Source organism: Microcoleus sp. D2_18a_B4, assembly GCF_036702475.1.
Classification (GTDB): domain Bacteria; phylum Cyanobacteriota; class Cyanobacteriia; order Cyanobacteriales; family Microcoleaceae; genus Microcoleus.
Map to the genome: position 1 here is coordinate 1 of NZ_JAUBTL010000041.1, position 16,911 is coordinate 16,911.

General features: G+C 46.2%; 12 protein-coding genes. 7 read left to right on the forward strand and 5 right to left on the reverse strand.

Annotation, left to right across the window (positions count from 1 at the left end):
- Positions 1–230 precede the first annotated feature (230 nt).
- Together rlmB and QUB04_RS21485 are read left to right on the forward strand one after the other, a co-directional pair.
- Positions 231–1,664, forward strand: coding sequence for a 23S rRNA (guanosine(2251)-2'-O)-methyltransferase RlmB (gene rlmB / locus QUB04_RS21480; RefSeq protein WP_333141417.1), 1,434 nt, complete (start codon positions 231–233; stop codon positions 1,662–1,664).
- A gap of 293 nt (positions 1,665–1,957) precedes the next feature.
- Positions 1,958–2,236: a DUF1816 domain-containing protein gene (locus tag QUB04_RS21485; protein WP_333141415.1), complete on the forward strand. Its 279-nt coding sequence runs from the start codon at positions 1,958–1,960 to the stop codon at positions 2,234–2,236.
- A gap of 129 nt (positions 2,237–2,365) precedes the next feature.
- Here QUB04_RS21485 and QUB04_RS21490 read toward each other — a convergent pair whose 3' ends face one another.
- The 3 genes from QUB04_RS21490 to QUB04_RS21500 form a co-directional block, all read right to left on the reverse strand.
- The gene (locus tag QUB04_RS21490; RefSeq protein WP_333287447.1) at positions 2,366–3,202 is read right to left on the reverse strand and encodes an alpha/beta hydrolase; all 837 of its coding nucleotides are present in this window, start codon (positions 3,200–3,202) and stop codon (positions 2,366–2,368) included.
- Positions 3,203–3,258: 56 nt separating this feature from the next.
- Positions 3,259–4,560: a serine hydrolase gene (locus QUB04_RS21495; protein ID WP_333287449.1), complete on the reverse strand. Its 1,302-nt coding sequence runs from the start codon at positions 4,558–4,560 to the stop codon at positions 3,259–3,261.
- A 213-nt stretch (positions 4,561–4,773) separates the two neighbouring features.
- Positions 4,774–5,229: a helix-turn-helix domain-containing protein gene (locus tag QUB04_RS21500; RefSeq protein ID WP_333287548.1), complete on the reverse strand. Its 456-nt coding sequence runs from the start codon at positions 5,227–5,229 to the stop codon at positions 4,774–4,776.
- A 463-nt stretch (positions 5,230–5,692) separates the two neighbouring features.
- Between QUB04_RS21500 and QUB04_RS21505 the strand changes: the two genes are divergently transcribed.
- The 3 genes from QUB04_RS21505 to QUB04_RS21515 are packed head-to-tail and all read left to right on the forward strand — an operon-like array spanning position 5,693 to position 9,055.
- The gene (locus QUB04_RS21505) at positions 5,693–6,352 is read left to right on the forward strand and encodes a VWA domain-containing protein (RefSeq protein WP_333287451.1); all 660 of its coding nucleotides are present in this window, start codon (positions 5,693–5,695) and stop codon (positions 6,350–6,352) included.
- 16 nt (positions 6,353–6,368) lie between these two features.
- Entirely contained in the window at positions 6,369–7,154 is a 786-nt protein-coding gene (locus tag QUB04_RS21510) for a PP2C family serine/threonine-protein phosphatase (RefSeq protein WP_333287453.1), read from the forward strand.
- Positions 7,151–9,055: a protein kinase domain-containing protein gene (locus QUB04_RS21515; RefSeq protein ID WP_333287455.1), complete on the forward strand. Its 1,905-nt coding sequence runs from the start codon at positions 7,151–7,153 to the stop codon at positions 9,053–9,055. Before QUB04_RS21510 ends, QUB04_RS21515 begins: the two co-directional genes overlap by 4 nt.
- A 57-nt stretch (positions 9,056–9,112) precedes the next feature.
- On the opposite strand, the gene QUB04_RS21520 is transcribed toward QUB04_RS21515, so the two are convergent.
- Positions 9,113–12,604: a helicase-related protein gene (locus tag QUB04_RS21520; protein ID WP_333287457.1), complete on the reverse strand. Its 3,492-nt coding sequence runs from the start codon at positions 12,602–12,604 to the stop codon at positions 9,113–9,115.
- Positions 12,605–13,000: 396 nt separating this feature from the next.
- Here QUB04_RS21520 and gatA point away from each other — a divergent pair, with 396 nt between their 5' ends.
- Positions 13,001–14,461: an Asp-tRNA(Asn)/Glu-tRNA(Gln) amidotransferase subunit GatA gene (gatA, locus tag QUB04_RS21525; protein ID WP_333287459.1), complete on the forward strand. Its 1,461-nt coding sequence runs from the start codon at positions 13,001–13,003 to the stop codon at positions 14,459–14,461.
- A gap of 118 nt (positions 14,462–14,579) precedes the next feature.
- Positions 14,580–15,566 carry an alpha/beta fold hydrolase gene (locus QUB04_RS21530; protein ID WP_333287461.1) on the forward strand — a complete coding sequence of 329 codons (987 nt, stop codon included), beginning with the start codon at positions 14,580–14,582 and terminating at the stop codon, positions 15,564–15,566.
- A 104-nt stretch (positions 15,567–15,670) separates the two neighbouring features.
- On the opposite strand, the gene QUB04_RS21535 is transcribed toward QUB04_RS21530, so the two are convergent.
- A complete protein-coding gene (locus QUB04_RS21535; RefSeq protein ID WP_333287463.1) occupies positions 15,671–16,414 on the reverse strand; it encodes a pentapeptide repeat-containing protein in 744 nt (247 codons plus the stop codon).
- Positions 16,415–16,911 lie beyond the last annotated feature (497 nt).

The window sequence follows — 16,911 nt, forward strand, 5'->3', positions numbered from 1 at the left end:
AGAGTAAGACGACTTCGGTTGCGTCAGTCAGTGAAGTGTCAAGAATCACCGCACTTTTAGGGCGGTGAGTATGTCAATAACTAGCTACTTGAACAGAGCAAAATCCTTGCTCCCTCGCTAGACTATCTCAAATCTCAAAGCCCAAAGATTGCTCCCTCAATCAAGAATCTCACATCTACAATCTACAATCGACTAGCCTTCAGCCAAAACCTTTTGACCACAAGAAACCAATGAGAAAATTTACCAAACCCAACTTTTCGCGATCGAATTCCGACAGCAAGCCATTCAAAAGCGAAGGCCGCCGTCAGGACTCACAACCATCCTCTCCCCGCTTTGAACGCAAGCCCCGTCCCGACACTCGCGGAGTAGACGCGCCTCAAAAGCGATCGACCTTCGCCCCGCAATCGCGAGAAATGCCCGTGCGAGCAATTTTCAAACGGAGAGTCGATTCCGACAGCCAACCGGAAATTCGCAGAAATAATCATTTCAAAGACAGAGACAGCAGCCCGCAGGAATCCCGCGGCAATTATTACCAAGACAGAGACAGAGATAGCAGCCCGCAGCCGGCCCGCAACAATTTCCGAGACAGAGACAGAGACAGCAGCCCGCAGCCGGCCCGCAACAATTTCCGAGACAGAGACAGAGACAGCAGCCCGCAGCCGGTCCGCAACAATTTCCGAGACAGAGACAGAGACAGCAGCCCGCAGCCGGCCCGCAACAATTTCCGAGACAGAAACAGAGACAGCAGTCCGCAGGAATCGAGGGGCAATTATTACAAAGACAGAGACAAAGACAATAGCCCGCAGGAATTCCGGGGCAACCATTTCAGAGACAGAGACAAAGACAGAGACACTCGCCCTGTTGACACTGCCTCAAATACAGTCGTGCAACCAGACGCAGACACAGACGACATGATTTACGGCCGCCATGCGGTGCAAGCAGCTTTAGAAACAAACCAAGTCCTCAACCGGATCTGGGTTGTTCCCCACCTGCGCTACGATCCCCGCTTTCACAGCTTGCTAACCGAAGCCAAAGCCAACGGCAGCATCATTGACGAAGTTGACGATTTGCGCCTCGACTACATCACGCGCAAAGCAAACCACCAAGGCGTAGCTGCTCAAGTATCAGCCTACGAATACCTGGATTTGAGCGAACTGATCGCAAAGGCTAAGTCGGCTTGCGAAGATCCAGTAATTGTGGTAGCAGAAGGACTCAACGACCCGCACAATCTAGGGGCGATTATTCGCACCGCAGAAGCATTGGGATCTCAGGGCATGGTGATTCCGCAGCGACGGGCTGTTGGGATTACCTCAGCAGTGAGAAAAGTGGCAGCAGGGGCATTGGAAAGCCTGCCCGTGGCGAGGGTTGTCAATCTTAACCGGGCGCTGGAAGAACTCAAAGAGGCTGGATTCTGGATTTATGGCACTGCAGCAGGCGTCGGTCAATCTATAGAGACAGTCAAGTTCTCCGGGCCCACTGTTTTAGTGGTGGGTGGTGAAGCTGACGGTTTGAGCCTTTTGATACAGCGCGGATGTGACGGATTAGTTTCAATTCCTTTAAGGGGCCATACTCCTAGCCTGAATGTCTCGGTAGCAACGGGGATGGCTTTATACGAAATTTACCGTCAGCGCGGGCCCAAAAAGTTTCACGTACACGGATCGTAAAGGTGCTTGAAAAAAAGAGCACAACAGAGTAGTTTATTGTGAATGCTGCCCAGAATTGAGCAGCACCACACCCGGAACAAGTAAGGATAGCCGATCGACTGTCGTTACTTGTTCAGGCGAAAGTAGAAGGGGCCAGCCCCCTAGGTTCAAACAGGAATTCGACACCAATCTATTTAGATATATTTAAATAGGTTTGGATCGGTTCTTGGTAGCAGTCAGCCTCGTGTAAATACCAAAAGCCTAGGCGTGTTCGCAGCACCCTGAAAACACCGTCAAATACATTAGAAAAGCACATGAAAGAATTCTTGATTAGCTTGCTCAATTTTTTCGGATTGGCTTGGTGGGTTGAAGTTAAAACTTCAGCGCCGCGGTGCATTTACTATTTTGGCCCGTTCTTAACCCAGGGAGAGGCGGCAACTGCAAAAGCAGGATATGTAGAAGACATAGAAAATGAAGGGGCAGAAGGTGTTAGTGTTTCGATTCACCGCTGCAAACCAATTACTTTGACAGTTGCAGAAGATTTGGGAAAGCTTGGTGATGGAGGGCTGTGGCCGGTTTTGAGCAGTCAGTAGAAGCAGGGGGAATTTTGAGTTTTGAGAGGGCTACGCTTCCCTCGCAACGCTGTGCGGTTTTGAGTTGTGAGTTATAACTTCAAAACTCTTGAGTGTTGGGTGATAAATTGCTTGTGACAAACTCAAAACTCAACAGTCGCAATTGCCAACTGCTTCGGGGTGACTCTCAATCCAACGATCGATGTCTGCGATTACCCGATCGGGAATTTCCCAAGGGAACAAGTGCGCTGTATTTGGATAACACTGCCACTGACAGTCGTGGAGGTGGCGGGCAGTTTCTAAACTGGATGCTGAGGTGATGTGCCGATCGCCCTCTCCGGCCAACACCAAGCTGGGACAATGAATGTCGCCCAGGTGCAGCAGTCGATCGTATCCAGCCCTCAGAGCGGTATTTAACGCCTTGGTGGCCGTGTTGGAAGTCTTTAGGTAGGCGGGGGTACCTGCCTGTGCTAAGTAGCGGTAAGGGGTGGCTGTATGCTGCTGTATCAAGTAGCGAAAGAGCGATCGCCTAGCAAAAGTATCAATATTCCACTGCCAACCCGGTATCACCCAATTTATAATTCCGGCTAAACCGGTGTAAAGGTTATCTTGCCAAGAGATGGGAGGATGACTTCCTCGCGGTTTGGCTGCGGATGCAAGTAAAATCAAACCGGTGACTCGCTGGGGATATTTCATGGCTAATTCCAGAGCTAAAATCCCTCCCAAAGACCATCCGATCACCAAACACCGATCGACTCCTAATCTGTCTAATAGTGCTTCTAAATCGACCAGATGATCGGTCATTTCAAAGAAAGTTGAGGTGCGGCTGTTGCCGTATCCGCGCAAGTCTGGGGCGATCGTTTGGAACCGCTTTGATAGGTGTTCTGTAAAGACCGACATACAATCGCCGGAACCTGGATGGCCGTGCAAGCAAAGAATAGGAAATCCTTTGCCTTTGACGGAAACACTGAGTTGTTGATGCGGCATTTTTTAACTGTTTGGGCGGTGCGTTGTCCCCCGCTATAAATTGTATATTCCAGCGGTCAAAAGCTGGGGTTTCGGACCATGTAATCGGCAATTTTAGAAATAGACTGGCGCATTTGTAGCTCGCCGCTGCGGCTGTCAATCACAGTAATCACATAGGCCTCGTCGTCAATGCTCATCGCTAAAGTTGTGCCGAGCACTCGCGAATTTTGGCCGGTTTTTTCGCCCAACCACTGAGCTTTAGTTCCTTTTAACGCGGCAAATCCCAGAGCGTGATCGTACTGGCGGTTGAGAGTTTCTATTAACAGTTTAGCACCGGGTGTTTCGCCGTTGTAAATTTGCACCATCATTTCGGTGAGTTCGTTAGCAGTCAGGCGGTTGCGACCCGAACCGGGGTTGGAGGGCATAATTCTCTCCCCCATCAATTTGAAGTTGACGCGGGTGACTTCGTAGCCGCTATTATCTAAATATTGATTGATGTAATCCGAACCTAAATAATCGATTAGTTGATTGGTGGCGATATTGCTGCTGCGATAGATCATTTCTTCTAACAGTAGCTGTAGCGGGTAATTGCGATTAGACCTAATCTTTGCCGATGCGTCTTCGGTGAAATTACCGCGAGTGACTAATACTTCCTGGTTCAGACTAATTTTTTCTTTTTCGACTTTTTGCATCAGGGCGACAGCAATCGGCAATTTAATTAAGCTGGCCGGACTGACAGGAGGCACATCGCCCCGGAGGTTTACGCATTCTCTAGAAAGGTTGCAAATGCCGATCGAAGCTTGAGCCGACAAACCGCTTTCCCTGGCAAGCGCACCCAACAAATCAGATTTTGCTTGCTGCACTTGAAAGGTTGCTGCTGTTAAATTTTCCCGGTATTCTTGAGTTTTTGAGGCAGTGACGGAAGCTAAAAATGAATTTTGAGGAACTTCCTGCAAGTTGTTGAGGGCTTGATGCCAGAAAAATTGAGTTTGCTGCGAAGATTCGATCGACTTATTTGGCTGCCCTTTAGTTTCTACGGCTCTGTTGGCTAAACGGACTGCTTGCTGTAAGTTGTCCTTAGCCCTCTGTTCTACTAATATTTGAGCTTCTACTGCTTGCAACTGCTGTAGCAGTTGTTCTTGAGGATTGGCTGCGAAGGGAACTAAGCCGGAAAGGATGCTTGGTTCTGGGGAGGGAGAGGAGGGTTGTTCTAATTCGGCGATTAGCCCATCGCGAATTTTGTAGAGTTCGTCTAGGGAACGCGGGTTAGATGATTGAGAGAATGAACTTGCGATGGTTAACATCTGAACCAGTCCAATGCCGGCTACTACTGCCACCATCTTGTTGGCGATCGACAAAAAACGCCTAATCTCTGGCATATTTAACATCCTCAACACAACCAAATTCTATATAAGCAGCTATTGTTACATCAGTCAAACGGTTTTAGATTGGAGATTTGAGATTTGGGATTTTTTCTTCAATCTAAAATCTAAAATCTAAAATAGTTCGCTCGCGCCAATGTGGCAAGATAACTAAAATAAAGGGAGCGATCGCACGAAGGCAATCAACCCCCTCTAAATATTGGGAACTATCTACTTTCTGCGCCGCCGTCGCCAGTCAGCACCCAACCGCTTGAGGTAATCCCAGCCGCGTTGGGGCCAGACATGATCGCTACCGATTTTTTCGGCAATCCAGTGAGCGACTTTGGGGCCTGTCCAGTCTCCGCCGTCGGGGGCAGGGCCTAGCAGGGCTTGTCGCAGTTCTTCTTGCTGTTCAGGATTCAGCAAGGATTTCGCAGGAGGGGGCTGGCGGTCTCCGCTGCGGTTCCTGACAGAGTTAGGCCCTTCTCGGTTATAGCGCTGGACAATTTCTTTGGCGTAGTCGTAGTTGAGGCCTACGACTTGGGCTGCTTGTTTGATAGTCCAATTTCGGGACACTAACAGCAGCAAGTGCCAGCGGCGCGACTCTGTGGTGTTTTGTGCCTGCCGGTAGCGAATTTTGAGTTCCTCTGCCGTCAGGTGGGATTCTAAGTGAGCTTTAGGTGGCATTCCTCCAACGGGGCATCGGGAACTTCTTACCATATATCTTTGGTTTTGGGGATAATTCCGGATGAAATTATTTTCCTGGGGATCGTGGCGGCAAATACCTAGCGTTTTTTAGCGCAGAGGTCGGCGGCTGGACGCGGATTGACAAATATTAACCGTGCCTATCCCCACCCCGGTCGGGGTGGGGATAGGCACTGCGGCTGTTCTATTTTTGTGGGCTGGTAATATGTTTAGGTGGTATAAACTAGAACTTTCTTGGAAACTTTAGTCGATGAACGTACTCCTAGCTTAGAGGGGTAGATAAGCTGAATCGCATATAAATCGAATACAGAGATGGGCATCCTGCCCATCCCACAAGAATCTCATACAAATTGACTGTCAAATTAGATACATAGCAGCTTATTAGCCGAGGTCTTCTTCCTGTAGAATGAAACTATCACTAATTTTGTTCTACTGGGGGTAGTGGATGCCTGTAGGATTGCCTGAATTTGTTGAGAACCCGGAAAATCGCTGTCCAGTCCTCCTGTTGCTCGATACATCTGGCTCTATGGCGGGAGAGCGGATTCAGGAGTTGAATCGAGGGATTGCAGCTTTTAAGGAGGACGTACTGAAAGATACGAAAGCCTCCCTGAGTGTCGAGGTAGCGATAATCACCTTCGGCCCAGTGCGTCTGATCCAAGATTTCGCAACCATTGACCACTTCACACCGCCACGACTGGAAGCTAGTGGCAAAACTCCAATAGGTGAGGCTATTGATTGCGCTTTGGATCGACTCGAAGCCCGCAAGGAGACTTACAAAGCCAACGGTATTCAGTATTATCGCCCTTGGATCTTCTTAATTACAGATGGAGCGCCGACTGACACCTGCTGGCCATTGGCAGCGCAGCGCGTACAGGAGGATGAGGCAAAGCGCCGACTCTGTTTCTTTGCCGTTGGCGTGCAAGGCGCAGATACGAAAATTCTCGCACAAATTGCCCCGCCAGAACGTCCACCTATAATGCTCAATGGTCTAGATTTTCGCTCTCTGTTTGTGTGGCTGAGTACCTCAATGAAACGGGTTTCTAGTGACAAGATAGGAGGGGCTGTGGCGTTGCCACCTGTCGGATGGGGTCAAATTACTACCTAGATACTGAGGATATTTTGTGGATTGGAAAGCGATCGCACGTTCGGCAACAGGAACGAGCCACAAAAAACAGCAGCTACCCTGCCAAGATTACGGAGATTTTTCGAGATCCCACAAGGGGATCTTGGGGGCTGTTGCGGATGGGGCTGGCAGCGCCAAACATTCTGATGTTGGTGCCAAATTGACTGTCAAGACAGCACTTAATGAACTCTTACAGCTACGCAGCTACACCTGGCAACTGCACTGGTACGCTCAACCCCTCTCTGACCAGCAAGCTAGAAAAATATTTGCCAATACTCTTAAGAAAGTCGTAGAAGCTTTACAAAAACAAGCAGTCAGTGGCGGCTACTCTATTAATGACTTGGCTTGTACTTTATTAGTATTTTTGGCTACTCCGAATTGGGTTGCTGCCATGCAGATTGGAGATGGATTCATAGTGGTGCGTCTTCGGGAAGGAGAAGATCAACTACTTTTTACCCCAGATAAAGGAGAATTCATCAATGAGACAACATTTGTAACCTCGGCAAATGCCTTAAATGATATGCGTGTGCGTGTTCTACCAGGTCAGCAAAAGTTCATTTGTGCATCAACAGATGGACTGGAGCGAGTAGCGATTCGGATGAGTGACTGGACACCTTTCCCCCCTTTTTTCCAGCCACTAGAAGAATATATGGTAGAAACCAGTCATCCAGAGCAGGAAGACGAATATATTAGAAATTTTCTTGACTCTGAAAGGCTAAATGCTAAAACTGACGACGATAAAACCTTGCTTTTGTGCCTCTATGACGATAGTAAAGTGAAATGACAGTTCTTATTTGTGCCAGTACAGGTCAATCGATCGCTCTAGTTGAACAAATAGCCAGCAGTGGTGAAGGAACCGTTTGGAAAACAGATCGCAATGGCTATCTCGCCAAGATTTATCACTCTTCACACCACGAGCGCGTTAAGAAGCTGGAAGTCATGGTAGCGAACCCACCCACAGAGCTTAACTCACATCTCAATCATATTTCTTTTGCTTGGCCCCAGGAACTACTGACAGATCGGAATGGTTCAGTGTTAGGCTTTTTAATGCCAGAGATCAAAGATGCAAAAGAATTACTAGATGTGTATAGTCCAAAGCGTCGTAAGGATCTGAAGCTTGAGGTTAATTGGGATTTCCTCTACACGACAGCGCTAAATATCGCCTCATTTATTCAATTAATTCATGTCAAAGGCTATGTCTTAGGTGACATTAAACCACAAAATATTCTGGTTAATAATCGTACTTTACCTTCGATTATTGATACAGATTCTTTTCAGGTTCGCCATCCTAATACAGATGAGGTGTATCGCTGCCTGGTGGGTACAGAAGGCTTCACCCCTGTAGAACTGTTAGAAAAAGATTTTCATATTACAGATCAAACAGAAGTCCACGACCGTTTTCGATTGGCAGTAATTGTTTACCTGTTGCTGTTTGGCGCTGAGCCCTTTAAAGGAAAATGGGTAAAAGAAGGAGATTCGCCGGCACCGAGTGAACTAATTCGTCAAGGATTTTGGCCTTATGCCCCAAACAGTTTGATCCAGCCTGGGCCATTGACAATCCCCTTAAATATTGTGCATCCTGAGATTCAGCGATGCTTTCTCAGATGCTTTAATGATGGGCATACAAAACCACATTTGCGACCTACTGCTAGGGAGTGGAAGAAAGCACTGGAAGTTGCGATCGCTGATTTAACCGAGTGTGACCAGATTACCAACCATTACTACAGCAAAAGTTATGGTAAATGCTATTGGTGCGATCGGGCGACCCAACTCGGATTCGATATTTTTCCGGGTGTTCCCAGAGTCAAAATACAGCCTACTGCTACTGTAGCACCCTCACAATCAAAAGTTTTTGCAGCCGATCATGTACCAGAGTTGCTGAAGCAAAAGGGAAAAACAATTACCGTTGTAGGTCGAGCATTCAGCACGATTCATAATATTCCAAATAATCATCCTCAGTCTTTTTCTCTTAATTTTGCTAATCCTACATCTTCAAGCTGCAAAGAGGGTAGTTTTAGGATAGTAATTTCGGGACAAGGTTTGGATAAATTAGCCCAAATTCAAGGAATAAAACCAGAAGAATTAAAAACTTGGAAAGGTCAATTTATAAAAATTACTGGTCTTTTGGATATTTATCAAGCTAAAAAACGTTGCTTTACTCAAGTTACATTAGAAGATCCTGCTCAACTAGAGCTACTCGCTGAGCCTGAATTTAAAAGGTTACTTGGGCAAGCTTTCACTCAACAACCCTCTCGATTAACACCTACTCAATCTGCTTCTAAACCATCTGAAAAAGTTAAACCCAAAAAAGAAGTTATATACAATAAATATTCACAATCGGAGTTAAGTGCGGCGAGCTATTATAAACGGGGAGTTGATTTTGCTAAGCGATATAATTATGTGGCTGCTATTGAATCTTATAGTCAAGTTTTAAGTATTGATCCCCACGATGGTTTAGTCTATCGGCTTCGAGGATGTGCTTATTTTAAGCAGCAATCTTATTTACCAGCAACTAGAGATCTCAAAGAAGCTCTACGTATCAACCCTAACGACAGTCAAGCTAGGGATATTTTAAACCAGATAAAAGCAATTAGAGAGCTAAAAGAAGCTCTACGTATCAACCCTAACGACAGTGAAGCTAGCGAGCTTTTAAGACAGATAAAAACTAATTGTGGACTTTCTTAGGCTTAGGTCGGGAGCTACCGAAGCTTCGCTATATTTAGGTATAAATGGAATATTGGTTTAACACCCTTGACCTCTACACCAAAGTTCTTGCCAGCTATAATTCACGCTTGTCACTGCAAAATCTGGCTTTTGCTGAAATGGACGCTGAACATAACGCAAAGTACAATCATTCAGAGATAATTCTGTTGACTCAGAAACTTCCACCAAAGCCAAGATATAACTATCAGGTTTATTCAAAGCTGTGATAATTTCATTTTTCGTGACTGTCACCGTACTCGCACCCCGAATTCGACCTTTGACTTCAATAAAACGCAGCCGATTCGTGCTTGGGATGCGCGATTCAATATCATAACCGCACTTGTCAGCACTTACATCCCTTGGCTGAAAACCTAGTTTTCGTTCCGCCGCCATCACTGCTTCCATAGCCAGCTTCTCTACTTGCTGTTTTTCTTGAGCGAAATTACCTGAAGTTTGTTGAGTTTCCCCTTTCAAATGCTGGATCAAAGCCACAGGTACAATCAATGCACCGCCCAAAACCACTGGCGATTTAGCTGATATATTACGCTCTTGCTCTAACTCTGCGAGTCGGTTTTCCCGGCGTGCTTTTAGTTCTTCTGCTCTCCGACGAGCATTATCGTAATTGAGTTGTGCATTCGTCTGTACCCCAATTTTTAGCCGAAATTTTTCGGCTTGCTTCTCCCAGTAGTTAATTTCTGTAGTCAGTCGCTCTTTTACAGCTTCTATTGTCTTATTAATCCGCTGCGTCCGCTGCTGTTGCACTTCCCCTTTATGCAGAGGAACTAGGTGTTGAATGGCATAATCTCGCGCTTGTTCCTCAATCCCTTTCTGTAGGATGGAAGATTGATTCATCAAAATATTTAATATCTGGGATACCAGACATTGTTCAGATTGCTGCAAAGGTCGGTAATCTAAATAGGGTGCGTAACCTGCATTGTTAGCGTGACCTTCTGAGTCAATCTCTACATACTGCATTTGCCTAGATACAACTCTGAAATTGCCAGATTTGTCCTTACGAGCATCTTGAATAGAATGTTCTAGGTACACTAAAATACGAACTTGTTCAGTTAAGTCATTCTCATCCACAAGGATACAGCCTTGTTTTAATAAATCACCATAGGGTTCCAAAATTAAATCTATTGTGTGATTTAAGAGTGGATGACCGAGATAGATAAACTCAGCAGATGGTTGACCCCCAAGATGAGTTTGAGCTTTTTCAAAACAAATGTGACGGTAAAGCTTAGGTAATGGGTTGCGGAGACTAACTGGAATAAACGTCACTTCATAACGTCCCGATTCACCTCCCTGTATGTTACCACCAAGCAGCCGAAATGCTGCTAGAAAAAAGTCTATTATAAAGTGGGGTTGTAGCTTATGCACTTCTGCGCGTTCAATATTTTCATAAATTTGACGCAGCTTAGAAGTGTCCATTAAGCTATGATAAAGTGACCGTTTTTTTAGAATATTCTGAAGGTGCTCTAGATTAAGTTTGTCCTCAATAGCTTGCTCTAGTTGCGCTTGCTTGTCTGGTCTATCACCATAGCGGATAGCCTCAATTAAAAGTTCCCCTAGTTGTTTACCATCGATCGCCTCTCCTAAGACATCAAAAACTTTACCTCCTAATGCTTTTCGCGCCACTTCTAATTTTTCCAGCACCCTTTGGAACACTTTTCCCTCTCGTGTATCCACTGCTACCAAATTCCAGAGATGGCAGATTTCTGTTTGACCAATGCGGTGAATGCGTCCAAATCGCTGTTCTAGTCGATTGGGATTCCAGGGCAAATCATAATTAATCATTAAATGGCAAGATTCATGGAGGTTAATTCCTTCACCCGCAGCATCATTAGCCACTAAAACTTGTACCGTAAGATTTTGGTTAAAGTCGTATTGTATTTTCTGGCGATCCTCTTGTTTGATACCGCCATGAATGGTAACAACTGCTTTTTCGCCTATAATTCCCCTGACACGGCGTACCAAATAGTTCAAGGTAGCGCGATGTTCAGTAAACACAATAATTTTGCGCCTTTGTCCCTGAGAATCAAACATTTCTGGATTATTTTTAAATAGCTTAGAAAGCTCTTCCCATTTGGTATCAGTACCACTTTTGAGCACTTCTTGTGCCAATTGTACCAATTTTTCTAGCTTATTAATTTCAGCTATAAGTTCTGCAATAGTTGAAGCGGCTGTAGCTTGATCTACAAATTCATCTTCCCGATTTTCTATTTCAACAACTGGTAAATCTTCTAAATCCTCTGAATCGAGACAAGTGAGTGTCTTCAGTAAATCTTCTTCTTTTTGACGCGATTTCTTTTCCAATCGCTCCCGTCGTCCTTGCAAAGACTGGTAAATTGCTTCTGGGGATGAAGCCAGCCGTCGCTGTAAAATCGTTAGGGCAAAACCGATGCTCGTCTTGCGTCCCTTCTCTAGTTTATCAGCCCTATTGAATTCTTTCTCTACATATTCAGTCACTTGTTTATAAAGCAGCTCTTCCAAATATGATAGATGATACGCTAAAGAGTAAGATAGACGTTCTGGCAACAGAGGCTTGCCTTCCAAATCTACTAAGTCTTCTTTTAGCATCCGTCGCATCATGTCAGAGGTGTCTGCATAATGAACACCATTACGAAACTTGCCCTCGAAGCGATCGGGGTCTAGAAGCCCCATAAACAGTTGAAAATCCTCTTCTTTGCCGTTATGAGGCGTAGCAGTCATCAATAAAAAATGGCGGGTAGTTTTACTATCTGATAGGATCTTGCCAAGCTTGTAACGTTTAGTTTCGTTCACTTCACCCCCGGAGAAAGAGGCAGACATTTTGTGAGCTTCATCGCAGATAATTAAATCCCATTCAATTGACTTGATATTTTCTTGAAGTTTTTTCTCTTGACTCGATTTATCTCGTTTTAATTTATCTACCCTAGCAATGACCAAGCGCTTTTTTTCAAAAACGTTTTCTGTGAGTGTGGTCTTGATGTGGTCGTTACTAAGAATTTCAAAATCTAGCTCAAATTTCTCTTGGAGTTCTCGTTGCCACTGGATTACTAAGTTGCCAGGAACAACAATTAGACAACGCTGCAAATCACCGCGCATCATTAGCTCTTTAATCAATAACCCGGCCATGATGGTTTTGCCTGCACCTGGATCGTCAGCCAGCAAGAAGCGCAAAGGTTGACGCGGTAGCATTTCTTCATAAACTGCCGTGATTTGGTGGGGATACGGCTCGACTTGTGAGGTATGAATAGCCAAGAACCGATCGAATATATGGGCAAGGTGAATGCGGAGGGCTTCCGAAACTAGGCGAAATAAAGCCCCATCAGCATCGAATCGCCAAGAATATTTTTGAATGATAAGTTCTAATTGTGCCTCGTCTGAACGATACAGGACGCGATCTCCTAGATTACCGCTGTCATCAGCTCGATATATTAGTGTGACAGCATCTGCTCCACACCTGGAGACACGTTCTACCGTGACTGTGGTGTTCGGTAGAATTCCTTTAAGCTTAACCCCTTCGCTTAATTCCTCAAGTTTAGCCATGATGAGTGCGATCAGTCCCTTATGAATTGTGAAAAGCTTGTAAATAAATTTATGTGCTTAAGGATACTCCAGCGTCACAAAAAGTCGAGTGGATACCGGATTTGCACTGGGCCATGCACAGCCACAAAAGATCATTGTTGCAGCGGCACTCCTCAATCCACTTCAAAAGGTATATGAAATTAAAATACTCTTCTAATTGCATAGGTGATTTGGGAGTAATAAATAGGGGTTTTTAATGTCTGATTTTAGCATTTAATACGTTCGATCGAAAAAGCCGATCGCCCGATCGAACTTTCGCCACAAAAATAGCCGACTTTGCCTTCGGGCTGTAAGCAGGTACAATTGCCAGTTATATTAACTGTATTGTCTCAAAGTAGAAACGATAAAGGTACGAGCATGGCATCCATCCGCGAGTTGCACCGACAACTGGTCAATAAAGAACGCTCTGCTGTGGAAATTACTCAAGAAGCATTAGACCGAATTACCCAGCTAGAGCCGAAGTTGAAAAGCTTTCTGTGCGTGACGGCAGACAGCGCATTGGCGCAGGCCCATAAAGTGGATGCCCAAATCGCAGCCGGAGAGCAAATTGGCCTGTTGGCCGGCATCCCGATCGCCGTTAAAGATAATATGTGCACCGAGGGCGTTCCCACAACCTGCGCCTCTCGGATTTTGGAGAATTTTGTGCCTCCCTACGATGCCACCGTCGTCTCGAAACTCCAAGCAGCCGGTGCGGTGATTGTGGGTAAGGCGAATATGGACGAGTTTGCAATGGGGAGCTCGACGGAAACTTCTGCTTATCAAGTTACCGCGAATCCTTGGGACTTGGAGCGCGTGCCCGGAGGGTCTTCTGGCGGTTCTGCCGCAGCGGTAGCCGCTGGAGAATGCGTCGTGAGTTTGGGTTCGGATACTGGGGGATCAATCCGCCAACCTGCTGCTTTTTGCGGGTTGGTGGGGCTGAAACCGACTTATGGGTTGGTTTCTCGCTACGGTTTGGTGGCCTATGCTTCTTCTCTCGATCAAATCGGGCCCTTTGGCCGGACTGTTGAGGATTCGGCGATTTTGTTGGGGGCGATCGCCGGTTATGATCCGAGAGATTCCACGAGTCTTAATGTCCCAATTCCTGACTACGCTCAAGCTTTAAGACCCAGTTTGCGACCGAAGGGTCAGATTAGAATTGGTGTAATTAAAGAAACTTTTGGTGTAGGGCTGGACTCGGGGGTTAAAGACGCTGTTACTAAGGCGATCGAGCAATTTCAACAATTGGGCGCAGAAATTCAAGTCATTTCTTGTCCCCGGTTCCGCTACGGTTTGCCCACTTACTACATTATTGCTCCCTCGGAAGCTTCGGCAAATTTGGCGCGATATGATGGAGTCAAGTACGGTTTCCGGTCTCCAGACACCGATAATCTTTTGGATATGTATGCCAAAACCCGCTCTCAAGGGTTCGGTGCGGAAGTTAAACGCCGGATTGCGATCGGCACTTACGTATTGTCGGCTGGATATTACGATGCCTATTATCTAAAAGCTCAAAAAGTTCGGACTTTGATTAAAGAAGACTTTGAAAAAGCTTTTTCTCAAGTTGATGTTTTAGTCTGTCCCACTGCTCCTACTACTGCTTTTAAGGCAGGCGAAAAATTCAATGACCCCCTGAGTATGTATTTGTCAGATTTGATGACTATTCCCGTGAATCTTGCTGGTTTGCCAGCTTTGAGTTTGCCCTGCGGATTTGATGATAAAGGACTGCCCGTGGGTATACAACTGATTGCTAATGTTTTGCAAGAATCTCGGTTGTTTCAGGTGGCTCACGCTTACGAACAGTCTACGAATTGGCACTTACACCACCCCGAATTGCATTAATTTTTGAAAATCGGCGGAATACGGTGGCGGAAGTTAGTAATCGATCTTGGCTAATTGTCTGAATTAATAATTTGCCATTAGCTGTTGAGCGATCTCTAATTTCCCGCGTGCTCTATCTATGAACAATCTGCTAGTATTCCTTTTGTCTAAATCGCTAATAGCTTTTGGGATAGTTTTTGCCGTTGCTTATTCTGCTGCTTGTGTATTCCTCTTTGTAGCGCAAGGTAAGTTTATCTTTTTTCCTGCGCGGGCGATCGAAACTACGCCAGATGATTTTCAGTTGAAATATCAAGATGTTTGGTTGCCAATTTCAACTAAAACAGGCGCGGTGGAAAGCGTGCACGGGTGGTGGATTCCTGCCTCGGAAAATCCCCCCAGCCCCCCCTTAGCAAGGGGTGGAGCAAGAAAGGGGGAGTCGTTTCTGGCTAGGCCCCAAAGTGACAAACGTGCCCTCGCTGCGGTTCCCGCCCTTAACAAGGGGGGGCTAGGGAAGGTAGTTTTGTATCTACACGGCAATGGTTCAAATGTGGGAGCAAATGTCGAACACGCTTATCGATTTCATGGGTTAGGTTTGTCGGTATTTGTGATGGATTATCGTGGTTATGGAAAAAGCCAGGGCGATTTTCCGAGTGAATCTCAGGTTTATGAGGATGCTCAGCTTGCTTGGGATTATTTGGTGAAACAGCGGGGGATTAACCCGAATCAAATTTATCTCTACGGTCATTCTTTGGGAGGGGCGATCGCGATCGATCTAGCCGTGCGTCACCCGGAGGCGGCAGGGGTAATTGTAGAAGGCACTTTTACTTCGACGCGGGCGATGGTGAATTTCCAAAAAGGGCTGTTTTGGATGTTTCCGATCGATGTTTTGCTGACACAGCGGTTTGATTCTCTTTCAAAAGTCGATCGCCTGCAAATGCCCGTGCTCTTTATTCACGGGACTGCTGACAATGTAGTTCCAGTGGAAATGACCAAAAAACTGTTTGATGCAGCACCTGAGCCCAAACAGTTGTACATAGTTCCTGACGGAGGTCACACTAATGTGGCACATATCGGGGGCGCAGAATATCTGCAAATACTGAGCCAATTTTTAGGTTCTTCAAAGTAGATAAAAGCTATTGGCGGTAACAGGTTTAGTTTAATATCTGTACCGCCTGCTCGCACTTCTAACAGTAGATATCTAAAGCGGAGCAGTTATCCCGATGATACCGCTTAGTATAACCTTAATACATTCAGCCACCAGTCATTCAAGGCATAGCAATAATTGCAGTAATTGTTCGTGCTTATAGCTTGTTCTTTCTTAACTTCGCAGCCGCGCCGAGATGTTTTTCGATCCGGCATCCGGGCGCCGCAGAGATTGGCATCTGTAAGATTAGTTTTGTTCAATCTCGCATCCCTCAAGTCGGCATTTCTCAGGTCTGCACCGCTGAGATTTGCACCGCTTAAATCGGCTTCTTGGAGGTCGGCACCCCTGAGATTTGCACCGCTTAAATCGGCATTTCTCAGGTCGGTTCTACTTAGTTTAGCGGCGCTCAAATTACTGCATTTTAAATTAGCCAACTGGAGCGATGCGTCTCGCAGAAAACTCTCGCTGAGGTTGGCATTTTCTAAATTGGCTCCCCTGATGTCTGCCCTGCTCATGTCAGCTTTGCTGAGGTCGGCGTCAGCCAAAAAGGCGTTTCTCATGTTGGCGTTGTTTAAATTAGCTTCCATTAAGTCAGCCGCAGTCAAGTCGGCATCAACTAAGTCGGCCCTGTTGAGAGTGGCGCGGCTCAAGGAAGCGCCAAACAAATCTGCACGGCTCAAGGAAGCGCCAAATAAGTCGCATCCGGGACATCCTCTGGTTTCTAGCAGCCGCTTGACTAGAGACAGATTTTGAGCTTGTAAGGGAAGTGCGGCGCAAAATGGGAGTAGCATTATCGCTGCAGTCAGAATTTTCAGTTTGATTTTGGTCATAGTCTTGGTAAGTTCTGTAACTGCCTTTCATCAACGATTTGTCTGCGGGACTTACGCGCGGGGGACCAAAAACCCGGTTTCCTCGTTAATTCCTCGCTGCCCAACCCAATATTCTGAGCAGAAACAGGGTTGTTTGCGTAAGTCCTAGTCTAGTGGATGGACGCGACTCGACGGTGTAAGGTTCGCTCGCCCTCACCCTCGCGGATATTACTTACGCCTTTGGGATCGCAGCGCCCACTTCCCGGCTCCCGAACAGCTTCCAACGGCCGTCACAAGGCGCTGAATACCAGGGATTCTGGAGCTGGCGACGGCTGCGGCAAGTGACCGACTCCGACAACGGATAAGTATTTGTAATAGATGCAGTTGGATTTTGCTGCCGAGGGCGATCGTTCTCCGTACAGGCGATCGGTAAATAAGCCAATTGGCTTAGACTCTTAAGACATATTGCTGATGCGCTGCCTTCTCTAAAAAAGATAGCATTTTTGTGTGATCCCCGA